The following is a 24,439-nucleotide window of genomic DNA, read 5'->3' as shown; positions in this document are numbered from 1 at the left end:
AAATCTCCTCTCTTTTAGGTGAAAACTTTAGCTAGTCTATTTAAGTCAGCAGAAGGTATCTTGATTATGGTTGAAAAACAAGGTCATATCGTGGGGCTAATGGCGAGATAGCAAGGCTTTTACAAAGAGAACTATTTTGCAGCTTTCGTGTTTTTAATTATTTAGCAATCGGGGGCTTTCCTGGAACAAGGGTAAGCCATTTTCTTTGTAGGTGCACGATAAACTAATACCATTACGATTATTAAAAGCTTATCTAAGTTCTATTGAGAAGGAGTCTTACTAAAGATGAATGAACAAAGTATCAAAAATAAAAAGGCTTGGGAATATCGAGCATATGAATTTTGGAGCAAAAGTAACGGTACTCCACAGGATTTAGCTACTCATATGGTAGAAAATCCCGGAGCATTTCTTAAAAAGCACAAACAATACTTTGAACGTATTGAAGGCAAGAAGATTGCAAATGTTTGTGGTTCAAATGGCAGAAAAGCAGTACCATTAGCATTATTGGGTGCTGGAGTAACAGTATTTGATATTTCAGCAGAAAACCAAAAATACGCCTTAGAATTAGTGGGATTTGCAAATACCTCTATTAATTATATTGTCACTGATATTTATGATATAGACTTAGAAATGTATAGCAATCATTTTGACATGATTTATTTAGAAGGTGGCATATTGCATTATTTTAATGATATTGATAAATTCATGTTTATTTTGTTTTCATTATTAAAAGATGGTGGAGAAATGATTCTAAGTGATTTTCATCCCTTAAGAAAATGTATAGTTAAAGGTCCTAACGCTGAAATCCAAAATCAAATCCAACAAGGTTATTTTGACAAGAAAATAAAAAATGGAGACTTAGCGTATAAGCATTTCTTTGATGAGCATGAACAAGAGGACTTTCCTGATGTGTCTATAAGATTATATACACTTAGCGAGATAATAAATTCTGTCATCACATCTGGTTTTAAATTAAAAAAATTTGATGAGCATCGTGGTTGGAACAATGAAAATATACCGTGGGAATTTACTATTTTGGCTTTTAAATAGCTAAATTAGTTTAATTAAAGATGCAGAAGAAAAATTGTTATTTTATTTAAATGTTATAAGACGTGTGTGGAAGTGATTGACCTTAGGAGAGGAGAAAAAGATGATTGAATTACGAAAAATAAACGGTGATAACATAGATGAAGTAATAGCACTTGAAGTTAATGAAAACCAGAAAGACTATATAGAAACGACTAACCTCAGAAGCTTTGCAGACGCTCATATGATGAACGCAGACGGAATACCAGCGACTCCATTTGCCATTTATGCCGATGAAATTGTGGTTGGATTCTTGATGTACATTTATGATACGTTAGATCATGAATCATTTGAAACTGAAGTTTTTTACGGGAAGAAGAGCTATTTTATTTGGCATATGATGATTGATAAGCATTACCAGGGGCAAGGATATGGCAAACTTGCTTTTGAAAAAATGCTGAAGGATATTGAAACTACGCCAGATGGAGAAGCAGAATATGTAACCCTCTTTTATCATACAAGTAATGTCAAAGCTAAAACATTATACGCTTCATTTGGTTTCATGGAGACTGGAATCATTCAGGATAGTTCGATGTTAGCCATTAAAAAACTAGATAGGAACATAACAGAATCCTTAGTGAATAGGATCTCTTCGAAAGAAATGTAGGCTACAACGTCTCGACTCATTATAAACCCAAATATCTATAAGGAAAAACCGATTTTGTTAGAACTGACTTAATAAGAAATAAATATTGTATACCGCGATCGGGCGCTTTCAGTAAAAGAAAGTGTCTTTTTTTGAAGCTCGCAAATAGTTCAGCAATATATTATTTTCAAAGATGTTTTATCATCTGGAAGGTCTACTAAACAGCAATAGCAATTTTAAAAAAGCAAAAGATCATATTTGATAAATACGGAGTACTGAATAGAACAGAATAAATAATTAAATCCAAATAAAGAAGCTTAATTTTTTTCAACACATAAGAAATGCGTCTACAATCAAGAACAGATTCACCTTTTATTTAAAAAGGTCTGTTGGCCATTTTACGAATTTTTTGAATACCGATTTCAGTCTAATTACCGATAGCATATTAAATGATTATCCTGTATTGTTAATAGGTCGTTAAAGACACTATCAGGTATATCCTGCAAATATATGAAATGATAGGTGGAAACAATGAATTATCAAGTATTATTATATTATCATTACACGAAGATTGAAGATCCAGCAGCGTTTTCAGCAATGCACTTAGCCATGTGTAAAGAAATCGGTTTAAAAGGTCGTATTTTAGTAGCTACTGAGGGCATTAACGGTACTGTTTCAGGTACGATTGAGCAAACAGAGCAATACATGGCAAACATGCAAGCAGACCCATTATTTGAAGGCATTGTCTTTAAAATTGATGGGGCAGAAGGGCATGCATTCAAAAAAATGCACGTACGCCCACGTCCTGAGTTAGTAAACTTAGGCTTAGAAGAAGATGTAAACCCACATGAATTAACAGGTCGCTACCTGTCACCAGAACAATTCCTTGCCGAAATGCAAGATGAAAATACAGTAGTATTAGATGTGCGCAACACGTATGAATACGATGTCGGCCATTTTCGTGGCGCGATTCGACCAGATGTAAAAAACTTCCGTGATACACCGGAATGGGTCCGTGCAAACCGCGAGCTATTCGAAGGGAAAAATGTTTTAACTTATTGCACGGGTGGGATTCGTTGTGAGAAGTTTTCGGGCTGGATGAAACGGGAAGGCTTTGGCAATGTCGGTCAATTACATGGCGGTGTTGCCACATACGGAAAAGACCCTGTTACAAAAGGTCAATTATGGGACGGTCAAATGTACGTATTTGATGAACGTTTAACGGTGCCAATCAATCAAGTAGAGCACGTAATTATCGGTCGTGATCACTATGACGGTGAACCTTGTGAACGGTACATTAACTGTGCAAACCCTGAATGTAACAAACAAATCATCGCATCTGAAGAAAATGAAGCTAAACATTTAGGTGGCTGTACAATCGAATGTACAAAGCATGCACGCAACCGCTACATCGTGCGTCACAATTTAACAGAAGAGCAAGTAGCGCAAGCGATTGAGGCGTTACAAGCAAAAGCGTAAAAAGCCGTATATCAATCATAAAAAAACGGCATAAAATATCTATCATAACCTCAACCAACGATATTGAAGTACTGAAAACACTCTATGTAAGTGTTCAAACTATCCATTCCAATAATGGACTAGTCTGTTCGCTTACACAGGGTGTTTTTTCTTTTGTAAGGAAAAAGTAAATGACTAATTAATAGGTGATGAGGCTAATAGAATTAAAGCTGTTTAAAGTAAATGATCACAGGGTATTCAAAAAAATGTAACTGGATGTAGCTAGTGCAAGCTCGCAAAATGTTGAAGAAGCCTTGCGGAACTTTTTAATTATTAAACAAGATCGGAGATGATTGCTGATGGGAAACCCACATCTAACTGACCCACGTACGAAATTTTATACGGAGAAATTCCCGGATCAAGAACAGAATACGCCAGCGCTACAAAATGAAATGAGTCCTAAACCTGATTGTGGAGAAGAATCATATAAAGGATACAATCGCCTGGAAGGGCGCAATGCCTTGATTACCGGAGGCGATTCTGGAATTGGCCGTGCCGCCGCCATTGCATATGCACGCGAGGGAGCAAATGTGGCCATTCAATTCTTCCCTGGCGAAGAGGAAGATGCCAATGAAGTCAAAGAATTAATTGAGAAAGCAGGCAGAAAAGCATTACTGCTACCGTATGACTTGCGAGAAGATGGCACAGCGACAGAAATTGTGACAAAAACAGTGGAAGCTTTTGGCGGATTAGACATACTAGTATTGAATGCTGCGCAACAAATCGCACAGCCATCCCTAAGTGACTTAACAATCAAACAAGTGCATGACACGTTCAAAGTAAACATCATCAGCATGTTTGAGACCGTCAAAGCTGCCGAAAAACATCTGGAACCAGGAAGTGCAATTGTCATGACCACATCGGTTCAATCGTTCGATCCGTCCTCATCTTTAATGGATTATGCCGCGACAAAAGGTGCCATAAGCAACTTTATGGTATCCCTGTCCTCGTATTTTGCTTCTAAGGGTGTGCGTGTCAATGGTGTTGCACCAGGACCAATTTGGACGCCGTTACAGCTGGATAATGGAAAATTGGAAGGAGAAATTCCGAAGTTTGGCCAAAATACTCCTCTCGGCCGTGCGGGACAACCAGTAGAGCTTGCACCGGTGTATGTTCTTTTGGCCTCCGATGAAGGAAGTTATATTACCGGTCAGATTTATGGAGTGACTGGTGGCAAGCCGATAGACTTGTAATCTTACGTATATATCAAATAGAAAAATCTGATGCGAAAATAACACTTTCATCTCAATTAAGACACTCATAGAATTTGGGTGTCTTTTTGTATAGGCCATTTTATTAAAAATGGATTGAGAGATTTTGAAGAAAAGTACAATAAAGTAACAGGGCACGCTCGTTAAATATAAAAAATTTGAAAGTTGGCTATATAATAGAAATTGATATTAAGATAAGGAGTGGTTGTAATAAAGATAAGTAAGCACAATGCTGAGTATTATTTATGGGGTGATAACTGTGATGGTTGGCATCTAGTAAAAAATACAGAATTAAGCATCATCCACGAACGAATGCCAGCAAATACAACGGAAGTTGTACATTATCATAATCAAGCACGTCAATTTTTCTTTATTTTGACAGGGATAGCAACTATTCAAATTCACGATGAAATTATTACATTAAATCCTCAAGAAGGGATAGAAATACCTCCTCTTATCAAACATCAAATGCGTAATGAATCTAATCAGGATGTTGAATTTTTAGTAATATCCCAACCAAATAGTAAAGGTGACAGAGTTAATTTGTAAAATGTTCATACATAATCTTGAATAAAGGTTTCAAATAATGTGTTTATATCCTACAACAATGAAAAGACCCCATTTAGATGGTGAATATGTAAAACTGAATATGCATACTTAAAAAAGACAGTTAGAATTTGGCACAATACCAATAAAATAAGCTCGGAGGAATAAAAATATGGAACGATTGGGGACTCTCTACTTTTTCTGTGGAAAAATGGGAGCAGGAAAATCAACGAAATCAAAACAAATGGCTATAGAAAAACATGCGGTCCTGTTATCTGAGGATGAATGGCTAGCATCTCTTTATCCCGATCAGATTACATCATTTGAGGACTATCTTAAATTTTCAGCGCAGCTTAAGCCGATGATGAAAAAGCATGTCCAAAATATTTTAAGTGTTGGTACTGATGTAGTGATGGATTTTCCAGGTAACACTCAAAAACAGCGAAAGTGGTTTTTGGATATAGCGTCCGAGGTCAATGCAAACCATCAACTAATTTTCCTTAATTTAAATAACGAGCAATGCTTACATCAAATAGCACAAAGGAGTATCGAACAGCCCGAAAGAGCAGCTTTTGACACGGAAGCTACGTTTATTCACGTTACTAAATTTTTTGAAGCCCCTGAAGCATCCGAGGGTTTAAATATTTTAGAGGTTAGTGGAAAAGAATAACAAAGGTTGGTTATCATCCAGAAAATCAGGAAGCACATCACTTATATGCCAGTTTAGGATTTATTGATAATGGTGATCAATTTAGAATGGAAATGGCTGTTATCAAATAAATAAACGAGATAAGGGAGAGCCTGTATTGTGTTCTCCCTTTTAAATTTATAAATACACTATTCAAGAAGCGGGAACTACTAATTTGTTAGAATGTAAAATCTAGAATCATTTTACTCGTGTCACCTGTAAACTTATAATTATAAGATCCTTCCAGGCTCTCTAAGTCACCGGTAGCTTTGATGATTGTTGCTGGAGAATCTAGATTTCCTTTATCAAATATCCCTTGCTCTAGAGCAGTAAACGTGCCCTGTTTTCCTTTATAAGTTCCTTCAAAATGCAAAAATCCGGAAATTTTAGAAGTGGCTAAATGACCATCATCTATAGAAGAGTCTATATAAAATAATAAATATTCAACAAAAGCTTTTCCTGTTAATTCACCCTCAATATCATACTCGACATGGGCAATATTTATAGGGAATTCATTTCTAGTGTTGTCCACTGGCTTTTCATCCCATTTGCTTACTGTAAATGTTACCTCCATAGTTAATCTCCCTTCATTACTATATGGTATTTCACCTCAAGTATAAATCCAAAAAGTACCATTATCAATAATAGAATAAGATTGCTTTTATTATTTTTTCATTACTAACTTTGGGTAATATTATACGGGCTAGATTGTCGAACAATAGTTGTTGACTAAACCAATTGATTTGAATACAATTCTTTAGAAATACAGATGTGAAGAGTAGATAAAGACTTGGAGCATCGTTCGGATCTAATGTTGTTATTCTTAGTGATGATGCAACGGGATTTCCCATTACAGAAATAGGATATTATCATTTTCATTACCATAATTAGAGAGAGTAATAAAATGACAGATTAATCTACAATAATTAGGAGAGGGGAAAATCGAATGAACCCTTTGTTATTAGATATTCCTTTACAATTAGAAACAGAAAGACTAATTCTTCGTGCACCACTTTTAACTGGAGACGGAGAAATTGTGCACCAAGCAATTAGATATTCCTTTTTTGAATTAAAAGAGTGGTTGTCACTTTTCCAACAAGTTCCGACCGTTGAAGAAACAGAAATCTTGTTAAAAAATGCTCATATTAATTTTTTAAAAAGAGATAGTTTTCGTTTCCTTATTTTTGATAAAGATGGAGGCAAGGACTTAATTGGAACTACTAGCCTTCATGCAATTGACTGGGACATTCCTAAAGGTGAGATTGGATACTGGATTAATACAAAATATAGTGGTAATGGATATATGACGGAAGCAGTAAAGGAGTTAGTAGACTTCGGATTAAATTATCTTAAATTTAAGAGAATTGGAATAAGATGTGAATCAACAAACGTTAAAAGTCGTTTTATACCGGAAAAACTTGGTTTTATATTAGAAGGTACTTTAAGGAATGAGGATCTAACCGCAGATGGCAGCAGGCTGACTGACATTTGTATTTATTCTAAAATAAATTAAAGGTAGCTAAAAAAAGAATTATCTAAATTGAAGTCTTAGAAAAAGGCGCTTTCCTGGAGCAAGGAAGTGCCTTTTTAAAATTAATTGAAAAAGGGCCCATTTTATATTTAAAGGTCATAATTCAGTAGTTAGTTATATACTTGCAAAATAAACCCCTACATTTTTTCTAGGCTATTTTTTATGGGCTTTTGAAGTACGTCTATAATGGCAGCGATGATAGCGGTTACTAACATCCCTATAAGACCAAGTGCTATCGGACCCGCTGCGTCATCACCCGTGAACATAGCCAAAACCCTTAGGTAAACTATTAAAAACAAAATGAATAAAATAGTGGTGAAAGCGCATTTTTTTATAACCTTCAAGCATTGAAGGGAAACCTCAGAAAAAGCATTATTTATATTGATAAAACTCAATAGTTTATATGCTTGATACAACGCAACAGAGAACGTGATGCATACTCCATATGCACCTATTAATAATGGATATATCGAATAATCTCCTGGACGCTCTTTTGCATCCCGTATAGCTGCTTGAGGTAACCAATATATACACACAGCAAGCACCGCAATTCCAATAAGAAAAGCAACGATCTTTAAGAAAAAAATTGAATTTAGTTTACCATTCATTTGAAGCACCTCATTGACTTAATGATAATATGATGTAATACGATATTAGTCTATTTTTTATCGTTTATCAATATATTTATTTCGATTTATAATATATTATTGCTGTTTTTCAATTGGTTATTTAATAATCATTTGGGAATCGTACTTCAGTTATTGTAAGTTTTTTCATGAAGTAACTGAACAAAAGAGCGCAATTCACACTTGACGTATCGATAATTCTCGATATAATGAAATGTGCAAGTTAGTTTTATTGAGGATGAAGCATATATGGCTTCGAAAAAGAGTGCGCACTTGACATTTCGATAATTCTCGATACAATGATTTGTATGAAACAAGTTGATATTTTTAAAGCATTATCCAATGAAGCAAGGTTGCAAATTTTAGAATGGCTCAAGGAACCGGATCTCCATTTTAAGCCCCATGAAGGGATTGATATGAACGAAACAGGGGTTTGCGTTAGTCAAATAACAGAAAAATTGAACATGACGCAATCGACAGCATCTCATTATCTTTCCATGCTCTTACAGGTTGGTCTTATAAAGGCTGACCGTATAGGAAAGTTTACTTATTATAAAAGAAATGAAGATGCCATCAATGGAATCGCTGAATTCTTGAAGCAAAAGAAATAACGAGTGAAACTGAATTCTTTGTGCGTTCTTTAAAGAGTTCAGTTTCATTTAGGCTAGCTAGAAAATTTTATATTTTTTTGAACTAACATATCGATAATTTGAGATATGTCTATATATCTATATATATAAATGATTTAAAGGAGTGACATCACTTGTCTAACACAATAAAGATCTATATTTTGGCTATCGTCAGTTTTTTAGTAGGAACTTCTGAATATATAATTTCAGGAATTTTAGATACGATAGCCGATTCACTTGGCATAACTTTAGCTGCTGCAGGTCAATTAATTACAATATTTTCGCTTGTATATGCAATATTTACACCTATTTCTATGGGAATAACGTCTAGTATGGATAGACGTAAGTTAATGATTTTTTCGCTAGGTTTGTTCGTAATAGGTAATATCTTAGCGTTCATCCTACCTGGTTACGGATTATTTGTGATGGCTCGTGTCATTATGGCACTTGGAGCAGGGATGGTCGTAGTTACTGCATTAACGATCGCTGCAAAAATTGCACCAGAAGGGAAGCAAGGCAGCTCAATTGCTACAGTGGTTATGGGCTTTACAGCTTCATTAATTATAGGGGTGCCCGTTGGCAGAATTATTTCTAGCGCATTTGGCTGGAAAGCGGTATTTGGCGGGATAGCACTACTAGGAATTATTGCAATCATTATAATAAGAGCGACGATCCCACTTATTGAGGGTGATAAATCTGTACCATTAGTTAAGCAGTTGGCACTTTTAAAGAAAAGAAAGGTGGCAATTGGATTAGCCATTACTTTTTTCTGGGTTGGTGGGTACTCAATTGCTTACACGTACCTTTCACCATACTTGTTACATGTATCAGGAATAGGGAAAAACTATCTAAGTGGCGTATTACTAATTTTCGGTATCGCAAGCTTGTTTGGTTCTAAATTTGGTGGATTTAGTACAGATCGTTGGGGAGTCCAAAAAACATTGATAGGTGGCATGCTGTTACATATTATCATGTTAGTATTATTATCTGTCGTAACAAACTCCTATATTAGTGTATTAATAGTGTTAATACTATGGTCATTTGCAGCATGGACATCGGGACCAACACAACAATATAACTTGGCTACCATCGAGCCAGAATCATCTGGTATCTTATTAGGCTTAAATCAATCCGTAATGCAACTGGCAATGGCTGCTGGAGCAGGAATTGGAGGTGTTTTTGTGGAGAAAATATCACTATCTTCAGTTACTTGGATAGGTGCATTAGGAGTTACGATAGCTATTGGCGCAACGATGGCGCTTTCTCGAGCCCAGTCAAGCACGACCTCCGTAGAGTATAAAAAAGCCTAACAGTTTAGCAGAAAAATTGGTTTTTAAAATTTATCTGCTGAGTTAGGAATGCCCATTATAAAAATTAATAACATTTTTCGATGCCATGGAAAATCTAAATAAGATATTTCCATGGTTTTCTTTTCTTACATCCACTAGTTAAATACGTTAATTTTTGTTTGGGCAATATATTTTTATGAATATAAAACAAATTAGTTAGTCATAATATCTAGCGACAGATACCATGTTAAAAAATATTTTCTGGAGGAACAAAATTATGGCTAAAGATTTCTATACGACACTTAAAGAAAGACGATCTTACTACGGAATTGGTAAAGAGGTAAAAATATCGGATGAAAGAATTAAAGAAATTGTAGAATTTGCTGTGAAATATACGCCATCAGCATTCAATTCTCAATCTGCACGTTTGATTGTATTATCAGGTGAAGCACATAATAAATTATGGGACATCACAACTGAAACATTAAGAAAAGTAGTTGGAGACCAAGACTTTTCAGCAACTCAACAAAAAATGGATTCCTTTAAGGCAGGGTATGGCACCGTATTATTCTTTGAAGATGAGGCTGTAGTTAAATCGCTTCAAGAGCAATTTGCTCCCTATGCTGAGAACTTTCCAATTTGGTCAAATCAAGCATCAGGTATGCACCAATTAGTAGTGTGGGCAGGATTGGAAGCAGAAGGATTAGGAGCTTCTTTACAACATTATAATCCACTAATTGATGATGAAGTAAAAAAAGAATGGTCTATACCTGAAAATTGGAAGCTTATTGCGCAAATGCCATTTGGAAATCCAACAGTCACACCTGGTGAAAAAGAATTCCGCCCACTTGAAGAACGAATTAAATTTTTTAAGTAATGAATATATATTTCTAACCAGTACCATTGCGGAACTGGTTTTTTTGTACGAAAGATACTTTAGTTTCTTAACATATAGTAGCATTCATTCAACGAACCAATAGATTTTTTATTGGTTTTCCAAATTTTGTTTTATTGACAAATCTGTGACGTGGGAATATGATTTTACTCGTAAATAATATCTCGAATTTGAGATATTGATTAATAACTATCTTGAATTCAAGATATGTTGAAAGGAGGTTTTTCTATATGAGTATCAATTGCTTAATATCAACAGGTTTGTAATGCAGATAGGTTGTTTTGACAATGAACTCTTTGATTTGGTTCTCATTTAGTTTTAAGTCCGTTTTTATATCAATGGTATAAAAGTTTTTGTTACGTTTCATATTACTATTGTGCTTCTCTCCTTAAAATGAGAAGAACTACTAATCGTAATAAACATGCAAAGAGCTGTCATATTGCAAGCGAAACGTACAGTACTGGGCAAAATGGCCAATCAATAAAAAATATATTATAGATAGGGGAGCAAAAGATGGATATCTTCCTAGCGATTTTACCAGCTCTGTTTTGGGGAAGTATTGTGCTCTTTAATGTCAAGCTTGGTGGTGGTCCCTATAGTCAAGTACTTGGAACAACAATTGGTGCACTGCTCTTCTCCATAGGGGTTTATTTTGTAGTTAAACCAGAACTGACACCTGTAGTTTTGGGGGTCGGCATTGTTTCAGGTCTTTTTTGGGCATTAGGACAAGCAAATCAATTAAAAAGTATTGATTTAATGGGTGTATCTAAAACCATGCCGATTTCAACAGGTTTACAGTTAGTAGCCACAACTTTATTTGGCGTTATTGTGTTTCATGAATGGTCAACAACAATGTCGGTTATATTAGGTGTTCTGGCGCTTATTAGTATTATTGTTGGGATTGTTCTTACATCTCTTCCGAATCCAGAAGAGAAAAAAGAGGACAATGGTGGCAATTTGAAAAAAGGGATATTAATTCTCCTTGTTTCAACATTCGGATATTTAGTCTATGTGGTTGTAGTTCGCTTGTTTGATGTCAATGGTTGGTCTGCTTTATTGCCACAAGCAATCGGGATGGTTATAGGTGGGATTTTATTAACCTTTAAGCATAAACCATTTAACAAATATGCAATCCGTAATATTATCCCCGGCTTAATTTGGGCTGCGGGGAATATGTTTTTATTTATTTCTCAGCCACGTGTCGGAGTAGCCACGAGTTTTTCACTTTCCCAAATGGGAATCGTGATTTCAACTTTAGGTGGAATATTTATCATTGGTGAGAAAAAAACAAAACGTCAAATGATAGCTATAGTAATTGGGATTATTTTTATTGTCGCCGCTGGAATTATGTTAGGGATGGCGAAAGGATAAGAAGGAGGATTTTACATGTATTCAGATTTAGAAGGAAAAGTTATTGTTATTACAGGTGCTTCAACAGGATTAGGAAAAGCAATGGCATTACGCTTTGGTGAGGAGAAAGCAAAAGTTATCGTTAATTTCCGCTCAGATGAAAATGAGGCCAATGCTGTTGTTGAGGGAGTAAAAAAAGCAGGTGGGGATGCCATAGCTGTAAAAGGTGATGTGACAGTTGAAGAGGATGTCATAAACCTAGTACAGACTGCTGTGAATAAATTTGGAACCCTCGATGTGATGATTAATAATGCAGGTATTGAAAATCCAGTAGCTTCACATGAAATGCCGTTAAGTGACTGGAATAGAGTCATCAATACCAATTTAACGGGTGCGTTTTTAGGAAGTCGAGAAGCAATTAAATACTTCGTGGAGAACGATATTAAAGGGTCTGTTATCAATATGTCTAGTGTTCACGAAATGATCCCATGGCCTTTGTTTGTGCACTACGCAGCAAGTAAAGGTGGAATTAAGCTGATGACACAAACATTAGCCTTAGAATATGCTCCTAAAGGAATCCGTATCAACAACATCGGGCCTGGAGCGATTAATACACCAATAAATGCGGAAAAATTTGCAGATCCAGCAAAACGTGCAGATGTAGAAAGCATGGTACCGATGGGGTATATCGGAAAACCTGAAGAAATTGCAGCCGTAGCGGCATGGCTTGCTTCTTCCCAAGCTAGCTATGTAACAGGAATCACTTTATTTGCAGATGGTGGAATGACTTTATATCCTGATTTCCAAGCTGGTCGTGGGTAAGTAACAGCACCGACAATTAATCATGCATTTGTCTTTAGGCATTGGAGGCTGGCGTTTGCCACTTCCAATGCCTTTTAATTTAATTAATGTATTATTTGGAGGAAAATCCCAAGATAAATAGAATACATATGAGTAGGATGTTTGTGAAAGGGGTGGATTTGAAGTTTGAGTAAATTATCGTTAAATGAGTTAGAAAAGAAACTTAAAGGCATTAGAATTGAAGCTTTTGTCATTCATAAAGGGGATACTCGAATCTACGAGTACTTGAAGAATAAAAAGGTAGTCGAGAAGCCTTTAAAGGTAAATTCCATTACAAAGAGCATTGTTTCTATTTTAATTGGAATTATGGTAGATAAAGGGTTAATTAAAAATATTCACGAATCCATTCAAAACTATTTTCCAGAGATATTAGAGTCTAATGATCCGCAAAAGAAAGAAATTACAATATTTCATTTGTTGACTATGACTTCGGGGTTACAAATAGGAAATTTCCAGGGGTCAAAAAACTGGGTTAAATACATACTAGAACAGCCAATTATACATAAACCTGGTTCAACCTTTCAGTATAATTCAGGAGACTCCCATTTACTAAGTGCAATCATACAAAAAATTTCTGGAATTTCCACTGCTTCATTTGCCGAAAAATATCTTTTTCATTCGCTGGGGATAAATAAATACACTTGGCTAAAGGATCCACAAGGAGTTAACGGGGGTGGTTTCAGTATTTCATTATATCTTGAGGATATGGTGAAGCTTGGATTGTTATTTTTAAACGAAGGGCAATTTAATTCAAGTCAGATCCTTTCATCCAACTGGCTCCATCAAGCAACAAGACCATATAATCAAGTGAAAAAAACAAATGAAGGAACTTATGGATATGGTTATCAGCTATGGACTTATGAAAATAATCATTCTAACACCCCGAATGATTATTATTATGCGAATGGTATATTTGGGCAATATATATTTATTGTTCCGAAATTAAATATTATGGCAGTGGTAAAAAGCCATCTCCAAGAACAGCAATCAGCACCAAGAATCTTTTTTGAAGAGCTATTAAAAAGTTGGCAGGATGAGAGAGATAGTGGAGCAAGTCAAACTGCGGTTCCTCCTTATGAGGATTGAGTAAAAAACTAAGTGATATAGTGAGAAGCTTGAATAACCATAGTGGAGGTGAATGTTTTATAGATGATAGTATTTACGTTCATTAGTATTTATGTAATGCCAATTTTAGCTATTACATTTTGTCTAAACCTTGTTGAAATAATAAAGAAAATAAAAAAAGAAGTTAACTATATCTTTTGTATTCATTGTCTGGAGCATTGCTGTTACAGCGGTAGGTGAATAATAGAGTTGCATTAACCAAAGCAATTAGCAGTTGAAAAGAAAATGCCGCAATCTTGATTGTTGACCAGTTAGTAGAAGATACATTGTAACTTTATTCCTCTAGTTTCGTTAAATTTGTTAAGAAGTGCATTAATAGTAAAATATCATAAGAGGAAGAATTAGAATGAAAACTATTTATCATTGTTTAATTATGTGGGTACCTTTTATCGTGCTGTTTGCCTTAGCTGGTGTGGGATTAGAAATTTTAGAAGGAAATAAAATCAGGACATCAGAATACATGACAGGACTTCGTGATTTTGGAATTGGTTATGTATTCCTAATGGGTTCCTATGCTTTCATTCTATACCCTCTTACATTTTGGCCATTAACATTTATTCTCAGAAAATTTATGAAAAATCAGATGTTTAAAATGGCTACCTTTACTTTATTTGGTGGGGGAATAGGGGCTTTTTCTTTAATAGTCATATATGGTTCTCGTTTTATTGTAGAATATCATTTAAATATTGTCAGCTCAATTATTTTATTTGGGATTGCAGGTTTATTTTATTCTATGGTAGAAATTTCTGTGAAGAAAAATATAAAATTTGTTTAACTAATGGGGACTTTTATTTTAATGATGATTTATCAGGCGCAGTTTCGAAGCAAAAATTGTGCCTTTTTTTATTTAGAGGAAGAGAAGAGGAGTGTGAATGGACGTGATTACTTTCAATTAATAGGAAAGGAGATATGATATACTTAGGAATATATTTACATATAGTTTATTAAATAGCAAGGAGCAGTCGAGATGCTATCGGAAAAAGTAATCAACTATTGCAAAAGTAAAAACTGGTGGTTTGAAGACATTGAAGAGGAGTATAAAGAAGCTTTAGTAAAGTTAGACATCGATTTGGGTTCTGATTTTGCTACTTTTTATTTGCATGCTGAGGATGGGCCGACTTTCTTTAGTAGACGACGTGAAATCTATCAGATTTGTTGGTTTATGATCAATACTTCTGATTATCTGTTAGGCATGAAGAGAACTCATGTCGTGTTAAACCTGCCTGAAGACTATATTCCATTGGATAATTTTGATGGGGAGTTCGGCTTTTTTTATAACAAGAATACTGACGAAGTGTTAGGCCTAGGTTTGGGCCAGCAGATGGAAGATTTTTTTGCGGGTAAATTGACTTCACAATGGAAAAGCTTTAACTCTTTCCTAGAGTGGTATTTTGAGCTGACAGATTTGTCTGTGACTCTATAGAAAAAGTCGTGAACATTTTTTTATCTATTGATTGATGCTGAGGAGAAGAATATAGTAAGAACGCCCTTTACTAATTAAGAGGGAATTTATAGGGCATCCTACCATATTAAGTCTTTTCAATCTTCAACAGCCGGGCGCTTTTCTAATAAGGAAAGCGTCTTTCTTCATGAAAAGGGCCATAGTATTCTTTAACGAATGGTCGAAATGACAGTTTGTGAAGCCTTTTTAATATTCTCTAAGGATTATTGTACTCTACCACTATTGAGTTTTCACACACCCACTATTTGGTAGAAAAGTAAATACAACTGACATATAATTCATAGTAAGGAGTGGTGCAAATGTATGGATTAGACACAAGTAAAGAAGCAATAAATATTGATTTAGCATTGATTAAATCTTGTTTGAGGCTAATTAATCAAACTGTGATTTTAAACAAACAAAGAGGTAAAACCTTTTCCGCTTTAGAAAATGAAGAGTTACATAAGTTAATTTCCAAAATTGATAAAGAGTTGAACAAAATTAAGATGAATATACACTATGATATAAATATAGATTGCTGAACCAATATATTAAATTCATATTCAGGAACACTTTAAATCAACATTTAGAAACAATTATTTCAAACTACGCTTTGGGAACTTTAAGTTTCAGCATTTAATGGAATAATTATTATTTTCACAGGGTACTTTATTTTGTATAAAGGGAGTGTAAAAGTGGACCTATTACTTTGGATAACAATTGGTTTCATTTTAATTGGATTTGTTGTTCTCATTTCAATGAAAAAAGGTATGGAAAATAAGGTCGCCTTGACAAAAGTAAATATGGAAGATGAGGTAAATTCATTAAAAGCTAAATCGGTAATTTGGTGGATATGGAGTACTACTGCATGGGGAATAGTAAGTATTTTTCTTGTTGTTTGGTGTTTTCATAATTACTTTGGATAATTGTTGCTTTTCATAATTGGGTGTATTGCTCTAAGAAATATTTATTTCATATTAGAGATACAATGTGTAATTTGTAGTAGGTTTAGTACTATTTTTATTTTTTGTCTTTTCGTTTTTGTATTTAAACTTATCCTTTAGCAAATAATTAAAATCATATTCGTTCATAATAATGAAAAGGACGTGATGACGATGCTAAGTGAGAAAAAAATATCAAAGTTAAAAAATATGTTAATTGAACAAAAACACTCGCTTCAACGAAGAATGGATACAGATGATGAATATTTAGAACGAGGAAGTTTACGGGATTCTGTTGATGAGTTGTCAACGATCGATAATCATCCAGCAGATTTAGGTACTGAATTATATGAACGTGAAAAAGATATGGCGTTAAAAGTCCATGACGATGATGAGTTAGCAAAAGTAAATGCCGCCTTACAAAAGATTGAGGACGGAACCTACGGCGTGTGTGAAGTTTGTCAACAAGATATCCCATATGATCGATTGGTAGCATTGCCTTATACCGCTTTTTGTATTGAACATACAGCAAAAGAAGTTCCAACCGATCGACCGGTTGAAGAGCAAGTGATGCTTCCTCCAGTTGACAATTCTTTTTCTGGCCGAGATGACAAGGATGATATTCATGATTATGAAGATGTGTTTCAGGTTGTAGCAAAATACGGAACTTCCGAATCTCCGTCCGATTTTGAGGGGGACTTTGAAAATTATGATGAATTATATGAAGACCCTGAAGAAATTGCCGTTAATGATGAATGGGATTCCTACCATATCTCCGAAACAGATGAATTAACACGCCAAGTTTCCATTCAAGAAGTAGAACATGCTAGAAAATTTGATTATTTAGAGGATTAAATCAAAAAAAAGTCTAACAAAATGCGTTATTGAAGTAACAGTTACTTTAGCTTAATAAACGATATTCCACAATAGTGGCGCAATTCTAGAAGATGAATTGTGCCTTTTTCAGTCATATTAACGCATGATCTATGGATTATTTCAGTTGAGCTAAATACATCGTTTCTCATATTCAATAGTAGTGTGTGTAAAGAATGGAAATCCATGATGTATGAAATAATCTAGTCCTCTAATGCAAATAACACTTCTATAGAAAACCAAATCAATACGGAGGTAAAAAAATGAATGTCCTTGATTGTATCATTATAGGTGGAGGTGCTTCTGGGTTAAGTGCTAGCTTAACTTTAGGAAGGGCAAGGAGAAACATTGCATTATTGGACGATGGAACGAATAGGAATAGAGTGACACAAGCTTCACATGGATTTATTACTCGTGATGGGATAGACCCACAAGCGTTTAAAGAAAAAGCGTTGAAAGAGCTGGAGATTTACCCGTCCGTATCATATTTTACTGCAACTGTTACGGAAATCATTAAGGATATAGGTAATGAGCGATTTACTGTTAAAACAGCTACTAGTCAGGAATTTGTTTCAGAAAAAATAATACTCGCCACAGGTATTCAGGAAATATTTACTATACCCAGTATGAGAGAGTTTTATGGCAAAAGCCTATTTAGTTGTCCGTATTGTGATGGCTGGGAGCAAAAAGATAAGCCATTAGTGGTTATTGCAGAAAAAGAAGAGCATGTACTGCATTTGACTAAGTTAATTTATAATTGGTCGCAGGATTTGGTTGTCTTAACGAACGGAGTTCAATTATCTGAAGAAGGCAAAACAGAGTTACAAAAACACCATATCAAAATTATATCGGAAAAGATAAAAGACTTATTAGGTAATGACGGTTATTTACAAAAAATAGAGTTTGAAACAGGAGCAACAATAAGTAGATCGGGTGGATTTGTTGCCCCATCTTATTATCGCCCAAATCAATTTGCTGAGAAGCTAGGCTGTGACATACAAGAAGATGGGAAAGTTATAACAGATGGTGTTGGTAGAACAACCCAAAAAAACGTATATATTGCAGGGGAGACCGAAAGATCAAAACCATCCTCTTTAATGATATCAGCTGCTAAAGGTAATAAAGCTGCGGTTTCAGTAAATACGGATCTAACGATGGAACGCTTTTAATTGTCAAAAACCTCTCCTTCATTTATATAAAAGCTTAGCTAGTATAACCCATCAGCGCCAATGGGTTGCCACATCATTGCATTAGAATTCATATAAGATCGAAAGAACGGATTTTGATTTTAGAATTCGTTTTTTTCTTGTTGTTTAAAAAGGATTGAAGGGCATAGCATCGTATAATCCAGCGCATTTCTTTAGTAAGGAATGCGTTTTTTATTTCATTAATTCTTTACTCTACACGTTTTGCTTTTTGTTTTTTTAACTAAAAATTAAATTGTAAAGCTTGCTTGACATATATAAATATGTAAAGTAAACTTTACTTATCGATAAATGTACAGTTTGCTTTACATTTATAAAGGAGGCTATATGAAAAACAGAATTCGAGAATTACGAAAATTGAAGAAGATTACTCAGGAAGAATTGTCGAGACAAGTAGGTGTCTCTCGGCAATCAATCATTGCTATTGAATCAGGAAAATTCAATCCATCCTTAGAGCTTGCTTACAACATTTCTAAAGCTTTCAATAGCACAATTGAAGAAGTGTTTATATTTGAAGAGGGGAGAATGTAATGATGGAGCTTAATATCTGGGGTATGATTGGATTGTATGGGGGAGTGATAGGTGGACTCCTTGGATGGTGGTTCGGACGAAAGAAAGCTAGAAAAAATAGAGGTTTAGACGAGCTGTACTACCATATTTGGCAAAAGGCGAGATCCTATTCATGGTATGTGACGTTAGGAGCGCTGTATGTTTTCTTTACGTTAATCATTTTTGGAATAGAATTAAGCACTGCTATGGTTTTAGGTATCCTTTTATTAACACACATAGCGAGTTGGGGAATCATTGGAATTATTTTGAGCATTAACATGTCCAGTACAGCCCCGTTGAAGCCCTCCCGCGTGAAAATTGGTATAATCGTCTTTGTTACATCAATTATCGTTTTTACAATAATTTCGATCCTGACGACAAACTGGCTGTTCTTAATATTTAGTATCCCACCTAATTTAATTGCACTTTTTATCGCATTTACACCAAAGCAAGAAGATTCCGAGGTAACCTACTAGATTTCCTTTAACGTTTTTCCCCTTTAGATTTTGTAATCTATAGGGGTGTTTTTTTCTAAATGAAAAGAACATTATTATTTGGCAATATCGATTTGGAACTGTTTCCATTCGAGGGCAATTGGTTGATTTAGGTCATAAGGAAAATTTATGAATTTTTATAATTAACCCCTATTATTATTTATAGACTGTATGTGATATGTTAAAGAAAAAGGGGGATTGGTACTGCTATTTGATGATCAAGCTGTTGATAATATTTTCTACAAAAATGCACTTAAATAGTGTTTCAAGTAATTAATTGCACAATTTGAACTTTCACGAAAGTGGATAATCAAAGACTGATTATTTAAGGAGGGATTTAATTGGAAACAGAATATAGAATAGCTACAGAGCAAGATTTAGAAAGTATTGTTGCAATGCTTGCAGATGATGTTTTGGGACGTACCCGAGAGCGGTATGAGCATCCACTTCCCGATAGTTATAAAAAAGCATTTGAGGCTATTACATCCGACCCTAATAACGAGTTAATAGTGGCATGTCACGGTAATGAAGTGATTGGCGTACAACAAATTACGTTTACTCCTTATCTAACACATACAGGTGGATGGCGAGCTACTATTGAGGGAGTTAGAATTTCTTCTACTGTAAGAGGAATGGGTGTAGGTACTGGACTTATAAAATGGGCAATTCAGCGTGCGAAAGAACGTGGATGTCATATTGTTCAACTTACAACTGATAAACAAAGGCCAGATGCGTTAAAGTTTTATGAGCGAATAGGTTTTAAAGCAACGCACGAAGGTTTAAAACTAAAGCTTGAATAATTTTTTTATTACTAGCGGATGTTTTAATTGAATAACAGACTTCCACCAGGACGCTTTTCAGAATAAGAATAGCGTCTTTCTAGAATTCAGCAATTCTTACTTTTCTTCCTAATCAAACTCCTTTGCCCCCTGGAAAATCCCTTCCCTGAAATACTTTCTTTTCGGTAGTAATGATCCTTTTAAAGGTAACCAATAACAATAGCTAAAAACCTCTACCAGATTACGGTAATTGTATAGGAATCGTCTTACTCGAAAACATATTATATTTCCATATTTTACAGTCTATTAAAATTTGTAGCAGTCATGTAAACTACGACTATTGGAAAAAATTTAATAGAAGAAAGTAGAGGCAAACCAATGAAAGCACTATATGTTTTATTATCTTCCCTTGTACTATTTGGGTTTATTACCGTTTCTCCAGCAGAAGCAGCAGAAAAATCCATTGATTTGTATTATATGGATGATGTCGATTATGATCATTGGGCATACAATGAATTGGAGCGTTTCTTGTATGCGGATATTATTGACGGATATGTGGAAACAGAATCGTTTGAGGAAGATGGAGAGAAATATGAATATACATACGTCTCAGTAAAACCAAAAAATTCGATTACTCGTGCTGAATTTACGAAAATTTTAGTGAATTCAATGAATCTACGTGCAGGTGAAACAGTAAAAACGTTCCCTGATGTAAAACCGGCAAATTGGTATTACGAGTATGTTAAGGTTGCCAGTAGCCAAGGCATTATCAATGGTAAACCAGACGGTGCTTTCCGACCGAATGATAAGATTACACGTAATGAAATGGCAGTCATGATTTACCGTGCATTCAAGACAAAGCTTGATTTTACAGCAACAGGAAAAGCATTCCCTGATGTACCACAGGGGAATTTTGCTTATGAAGCGGTTATGAAAACGGCAGCTTTAGGAATTATCAAAGGGTACGGAGATATCTTCAAACCTTACAATGATGCAACTCGTGCTGAAGCGATCGTGATGATTGACCGTGCCTTGCATCTAGTGCCAGGAACAGATGAAGATCAACTTGCAATCATTCAAACAGTTGATCGTAACATTAAAGATGAGATGAAATTCACTAAACAACAAGATGTAGAAGCATTAAAAGCCCTTTATCGTGATACGACAATTGGTTACCAACTGGCTTATTCACTGGATAGTTTGGATATGACAGGTATGATTGAAGAATCAGATATTAAATTCACAATGGAACAGATTGGTGAAAATGAGATCAATGCTGTTTCTGTAAGTAATCATTTTGCTCAAGTCCGCATTGATAACTTAGTATATAAAGTATCTTTGACAGCTCCAGATATGTCTTTTAACACGACAATTGACTTATCAGGAACTGCTTATCTTAAGAAAAATGATGATGGTAAATGGAAAATTTATAATGTTGTTCTTGATGAAGATGACGATGACCAAGATTGGAAAGAAACATTAGAAACTGAGATCAACTAAGTACAAAAAAAGCGGATTCATCTCAAATCCGCTTTTTTTTCTTATTGTCTAACAATTCAACATCGTTTGCCTCTTGTTAAGAAAGGGTAAAGTCATCAATTTGATATTCCAATCATTTATGATATTCAATGAAAGGGCACGATTCTATAGATAGAATCGTGCTTTTTCTTTAGTATAAGTGCAGATTATGGGAATAGGATAATTGTTAGCAATTTGGGCAAAGTAATTGTTAAATCATTATTGTAGGAGAGATGGATGTGGGAATTCGAATTTTAATACTACTCACTCTACTCTGTTTTCATGTTTCATCGATAGCAAATGCTGAAACCCCACTAACAGCTGTATTTATCCGTGATCATCAGCTATGGCTCAAAGAGGGGAGTCAAGAAATACAACTTACGAAGGACCGCTATATATATTCGCCGAAATGGTCATATGACGGTCGTTTCATTGGATATATTGATGGTGATGAAAAGGGAGAAAAATCGGATTTATTCATTTATGATAGGAAGGAAAAAGACAGCTACCAACCTTACGTAAGGGTCGTAACCTCTGACTTTAAATGGTCACCAAACAAAAATCAGCTGGCCTACACCGAGCAAGGTATATTAAATGTGACAAATATACAGAATGGCCGCCCACAAGGATTTGAAAATGTCTCATTAGGTGTTAGTGCTTTTGAATGGTTTCCAAACGGCAAAGAATTTATTGTTTCATCACAATCCAACCTACTTCCTACAGGATGGAGCCCAATCCCACTGTATAGAATTCCGGTAGATGCAAATCTTGCGAAGGATAAGATAAAGCCTTTTTTTACAATTCAAACGAAAGTACCTGACTTATTTGGGATTGATGCCGATTATTTTAAGTGGAGTTCTGACGGCAAGTGGGTTAGCTTTTTAGTTGTACCTACAGCTTCTTGGTCAATGGACAGTAATACATTAAGTGTTTTATCATCACAAGGAAAATATTTTCAAGCTGTGGGGAAAATGTTAGGGTTTAAAGATTGGTTTAAGTGGGCTCCATTCGCCAATGAATTAGCTTATATATCAGGAGAAGGAAGATTTTTCGTTGAAAACAAGCACATGACGATTGCCGAAATACCTACAATTAAACAACAAAAAGAATATACACCTGAAGGCTTTGTAGACCTTGATCTGGAATGGTACTCTAAAGATTTAGTCATTGTGGCTCGTGCAAAAGAAAACAAGGAGTGGAAAGTCGGTCCTGTACCAACTATGTTCACAGCTCTTTACGCTATCAACATAAGAACGGGAGAGCAAAAACAAATTACATCTCCAGGGGAGAATGAGCTTGATGAAGATCCTCAAGTTGTTGGACCCTATCTTACTTGGTTTCGAAAGAAGGCAGAGCAAATGAAAGGTGATGTATGGGTAAAAAATACTTTAACAGGTCAAGAGTATATTTGGCTCAAAAATGTAGATTATGCCCCAACATTTTTCACACCAAAGCAAAGCCCTTAAAAAATCTAACAACAAGCTGGCGCGATTCTTGAAAAAGAATGGTGCCTATTTCTATAGAGAGTGGTTATGTCCAATGCAATAGCCACCATCAATCTATTCAAAACGTATGAATAGCAATCCAACGGGAACAATAGTTGTAAAATGGAGGATTCGAAAGATGAGAAGACTTTTTGTATTAGTATTTATAGCTTTTATTACCTTGAATCTAACAGGTAATGTTGAAGGAGTTTTTGCAAATAGAGACAACGAAGAATTTAAAGATATTTATGAGAGAAAAGTTCCCCAAACATTTCATTTTACGTACGACTATGAGAATCTATACAAGTTCCTTGATATGAGTGAAAAAGAATACAGGTCTGAATGGGATAGCGGAAAAACGATAGCTGAAATGGCAGAAAAACATGAGATCTATCCTCAACAATTGATATCATACCTAGCAGAAAAACAATTTGAAGCATTAGATAAAGCACTAGAGAATGGAGAGATTGACCGTTACTTTTATTATGATTATGCGATATCTTATATGAGAAGCGATATTATTGAATTTATCAATCGAAATCCAAAAAAATAATATATTATCCAAATGTTGATGGAGAAAAAGCTTCCCAAAGCAAGGTTTAGGGTGTTGTTACCTGACTTTGATTTGGGAATGCTTTTGCTGCATAAAGCACCTGCTAAAAAAGAGCTGCCAAAGCAACTCCATAACTTAAATTAAATGCCCTTCGCAAGATCAGGTACTATGCCAAAGCTCAATTTCTTATTTATTATCGTTACTCAGGCACATTTCTACAATTCGATTGTGCCAAATATTATATAAAAAGAGTTGTAAATGTTTATGTTAAAATCTAGGTGATTTAAGTAGTTGTGTGAATAGGAGGACAAAAAGATATGAAAAGAGAGGGAATAGTTAAATGGTTTAAAGAAGAAAAGGGGAATGGTCGTATTATGCTTGACGGAGAGAATAAAAATGATGTTTTCGTTCATTTCTGTTCAATCTTACCTGATAACGAAAGGTTTTCAGATGGATTCAGGTTTCTTAAAGAAGGACAAAAAGTATCATTCGATTTAATAGAAAAGGCTAATTTTACTGAACAGAAACAAGTTGCGGAGAATGTAATAATTAATTCTGATTAAAGTATGATTAATCATCAAGGGCATTTCTTTAATAATATGAAATGTAGTTTCTATTTGCTAAAATCCATATTATGTATATTTAAATATCTGGATATTTA

General features: G+C 34.9%; 28 protein-coding genes and 1 pseudogene. 27 read left to right on the top strand and 2 right to left on the bottom strand.

Going from position 1 to position 24,439, the window contains the following annotated elements; translation table 11 throughout:
- The first annotated feature begins 285 nt into the window (after positions 1 to 285).
- The 7 genes and pseudogenes from SJW71_RS13825 to SJW71_RS13795 all read left to right on the top strand — a co-directional run.
- Positions 286 to 1,050, top strand: a complete 765-nt coding sequence (locus SJW71_RS13825) for a class I SAM-dependent methyltransferase (protein ID WP_431811038.1) — start codon at positions 286 to 288, stop codon at positions 1,048 to 1,050.
- Positions 1,051 to 1,150: 100 nt separating this feature from the next.
- A complete protein-coding gene (locus SJW71_RS13820) occupies positions 1,151 to 1,693 on the top strand; it encodes a GNAT family N-acetyltransferase (RefSeq protein ID WP_431811037.1) in 543 nt (180 codons plus the stop codon).
- A gap of 510 nt (positions 1,694 to 2,203) precedes the next feature.
- Positions 2,204 to 3,151, top strand: coding sequence for a rhodanese-related sulfurtransferase (locus SJW71_RS13815; RefSeq protein WP_431811036.1), 948 nt, complete (start codon positions 2,204 to 2,206; stop codon positions 3,149 to 3,151).
- 338 nt (positions 3,152 to 3,489) lie between these two features.
- Positions 3,490 to 4,383 (top strand): SDR family oxidoreductase, encoded by an 894-nt coding sequence (locus tag SJW71_RS13810; RefSeq protein ID WP_431811035.1) that lies wholly within the window; start codon positions 3,490 to 3,492, stop codon positions 4,381 to 4,383.
- Positions 4,384 to 4,611: 228 nt separating this feature from the next.
- A complete protein-coding gene (locus tag SJW71_RS13805; protein ID WP_431812210.1) occupies positions 4,612 to 4,950 on the top strand; it encodes a cupin domain-containing protein in 339 nt (112 codons plus the stop codon).
- Positions 4,951 to 5,119: 169 nt separating this feature from the next.
- Positions 5,120 to 5,617, top strand: coding sequence for an AAA family ATPase (locus SJW71_RS13800; protein ID WP_431811034.1), 498 nt, complete (start codon positions 5,120 to 5,122; stop codon positions 5,615 to 5,617).
- A 5-nt stretch (positions 5,618 to 5,622) separates the two neighbouring features.
- Positions 5,623 to 5,727: pseudogene (locus tag SJW71_RS13795) on the top strand (GNAT family N-acetyltransferase); the annotation flags it as partial.
- An 86-nt stretch (positions 5,728 to 5,813) separates the two neighbouring features.
- Here SJW71_RS13795 and SJW71_RS13790 read toward each other — a convergent pair.
- Positions 5,814 to 6,209, bottom strand: coding sequence for a DUF3224 domain-containing protein (locus SJW71_RS13790; protein ID WP_431811033.1), 396 nt, complete (start codon positions 6,207 to 6,209; stop codon positions 5,814 to 5,816).
- A 372-nt stretch (positions 6,210 to 6,581) separates the two neighbouring features.
- Here SJW71_RS13790 and SJW71_RS13785 point away from each other — a divergent pair, with 372 nt between their 5' ends.
- Positions 6,582 to 7,148 carry a GNAT family N-acetyltransferase gene (locus SJW71_RS13785; RefSeq protein WP_431811032.1) on the top strand — a complete coding sequence of 189 codons (567 nt, stop codon included), beginning with the start codon at positions 6,582 to 6,584 and terminating at the stop codon, positions 7,146 to 7,148.
- Between the two features lie 155 nt (positions 7,149 to 7,303).
- Here the strand turns inward: SJW71_RS13785 and SJW71_RS13780 are convergent, their stop codons facing one another.
- Entirely contained in the window at positions 7,304 to 7,774 is a 471-nt protein-coding gene (locus SJW71_RS13780) for a DUF2975 domain-containing protein (RefSeq protein WP_274796924.1), read from the bottom strand.
- A 326-nt stretch (positions 7,775 to 8,100) separates the two neighbouring features.
- Here SJW71_RS13780 and SJW71_RS13775 point away from each other — a divergent pair, with 326 nt between their 5' ends.
- From SJW71_RS13775 to SJW71_RS13685, 19 genes are all read left to right on the top strand, one after another.
- Complete coding sequence (locus tag SJW71_RS13775) at positions 8,101 to 8,403, top strand: ArsR/SmtB family transcription factor (RefSeq protein ID WP_274796925.1); 303 nt, start codon at positions 8,101 to 8,103, stop codon at positions 8,401 to 8,403.
- Between the two features lie 152 nt (positions 8,404 to 8,555).
- Entirely contained in the window at positions 8,556 to 9,731 is a 1,176-nt protein-coding gene (locus SJW71_RS13770; protein ID WP_274796926.1) for an MFS transporter, read from the top strand.
- A gap of 256 nt (positions 9,732 to 9,987) precedes the next feature.
- Positions 9,988 to 10,587, top strand: coding sequence for a nitroreductase family protein (locus SJW71_RS13765; RefSeq protein WP_322604964.1), 600 nt, complete (start codon positions 9,988 to 9,990; stop codon positions 10,585 to 10,587).
- A gap of 531 nt (positions 10,588 to 11,118) precedes the next feature.
- The gene (locus tag SJW71_RS13760; protein WP_274796928.1) at positions 11,119 to 11,976 is read left to right on the top strand and encodes a RhaT/GlcU family sugar-proton symporter; all 858 of its coding nucleotides are present in this window, start codon (positions 11,119 to 11,121) and stop codon (positions 11,974 to 11,976) included.
- Between the two features lie 15 nt (positions 11,977 to 11,991).
- Complete coding sequence (gene gdh, locus SJW71_RS13755; protein WP_274796929.1) at positions 11,992 to 12,777, top strand: glucose 1-dehydrogenase; 786 nt, start codon at positions 11,992 to 11,994, stop codon at positions 12,775 to 12,777.
- A 165-nt stretch (positions 12,778 to 12,942) separates the two neighbouring features.
- Positions 12,943 to 13,902, top strand: coding sequence for a serine hydrolase domain-containing protein (locus tag SJW71_RS13750; protein ID WP_341386098.1), 960 nt, complete (start codon positions 12,943 to 12,945; stop codon positions 13,900 to 13,902).
- Positions 13,903 to 14,287: 385 nt separating this feature from the next.
- Positions 14,288 to 14,716, top strand: coding sequence for a hypothetical protein (locus SJW71_RS13745; RefSeq protein WP_341386099.1), 429 nt, complete (start codon positions 14,288 to 14,290; stop codon positions 14,714 to 14,716).
- A gap of 192 nt (positions 14,717 to 14,908) precedes the next feature.
- The gene (locus SJW71_RS13740) at positions 14,909 to 15,364 is read left to right on the top strand and encodes a hypothetical protein (RefSeq protein WP_322604967.1); all 456 of its coding nucleotides are present in this window, start codon (positions 14,909 to 14,911) and stop codon (positions 15,362 to 15,364) included.
- Positions 15,365 to 15,702: 338 nt separating this feature from the next.
- Positions 15,703 to 15,924: a phosphoglycerate mutase gene (locus tag SJW71_RS13735; RefSeq protein WP_431811031.1), complete on the top strand. Its 222-nt coding sequence runs from the start codon at positions 15,703 to 15,705 to the stop codon at positions 15,922 to 15,924.
- Between the two features lie 153 nt (positions 15,925 to 16,077).
- Entirely contained in the window at positions 16,078 to 16,308 is a 231-nt protein-coding gene (locus SJW71_RS13730) for a hypothetical protein (RefSeq protein ID WP_431811030.1), read from the top strand.
- A gap of 189 nt (positions 16,309 to 16,497) precedes the next feature.
- Positions 16,498 to 17,178, top strand: a complete 681-nt coding sequence (locus tag SJW71_RS13725; protein WP_322604970.1) for a TraR/DksA C4-type zinc finger protein — start codon at positions 16,498 to 16,500, stop codon at positions 17,176 to 17,178.
- A 281-nt stretch (positions 17,179 to 17,459) separates the two neighbouring features.
- Complete coding sequence (locus SJW71_RS13720) at positions 17,460 to 18,365, top strand: NAD(P)/FAD-dependent oxidoreductase (protein WP_431811029.1); 906 nt, start codon at positions 17,460 to 17,462, stop codon at positions 18,363 to 18,365.
- Positions 18,366 to 18,728: 363 nt separating this feature from the next.
- Positions 18,729 to 18,932: a helix-turn-helix transcriptional regulator gene (locus SJW71_RS13715; protein WP_312506099.1), complete on the top strand. Its 204-nt coding sequence runs from the start codon at positions 18,729 to 18,731 to the stop codon at positions 18,930 to 18,932.
- On the top strand, positions 18,932 to 19,426 hold the full coding sequence (locus tag SJW71_RS13710; RefSeq protein ID WP_274796938.1) for a hypothetical protein: 495 nt from the start codon (positions 18,932 to 18,934) through the stop codon (positions 19,424 to 19,426). Before SJW71_RS13715 ends, SJW71_RS13710 begins: the two co-directional genes overlap by 1 nt.
- Before the next feature lie 359 nt (positions 19,427 to 19,785).
- Positions 19,786 to 20,244 (top strand): GNAT family N-acetyltransferase, encoded by a 459-nt coding sequence (locus SJW71_RS13705; RefSeq protein ID WP_341386103.1) that lies wholly within the window; start codon positions 19,786 to 19,788, stop codon positions 20,242 to 20,244.
- 357 nt (positions 20,245 to 20,601) lie between these two features.
- Positions 20,602 to 21,723, top strand: coding sequence for an S-layer homology domain-containing protein (locus tag SJW71_RS13700; protein WP_274796939.1), 1,122 nt, complete (start codon positions 20,602 to 20,604; stop codon positions 21,721 to 21,723).
- Between the two features lie 257 nt (positions 21,724 to 21,980).
- A complete protein-coding gene (locus tag SJW71_RS13695; protein WP_274796940.1) occupies positions 21,981 to 23,207 on the top strand; it encodes a TolB family protein in 1,227 nt (408 codons plus the stop codon).
- A gap of 157 nt (positions 23,208 to 23,364) precedes the next feature.
- Complete coding sequence (locus tag SJW71_RS13690) at positions 23,365 to 23,778, top strand: hypothetical protein (protein ID WP_431811028.1); 414 nt, start codon at positions 23,365 to 23,367, stop codon at positions 23,776 to 23,778.
- Positions 23,779 to 24,095: 317 nt separating this feature from the next.
- Positions 24,096 to 24,341 (top strand): cold-shock protein, encoded by a 246-nt coding sequence (locus tag SJW71_RS13685; RefSeq protein WP_341386105.1) that lies wholly within the window; start codon positions 24,096 to 24,098, stop codon positions 24,339 to 24,341.
- Positions 24,342 to 24,439: the final 98 nt, after the last annotated feature.

It is taken from the genome of Lysinibacillus sp. FW12 (genome assembly GCF_050817245.1).
Taxonomy (GTDB): domain Bacteria; phylum Bacillota; class Bacilli; order Bacillales_A; family Planococcaceae; genus Lysinibacillus; species Lysinibacillus irui.
This window is presented reverse-complemented; position numbering and strand designations above follow the sequence as displayed.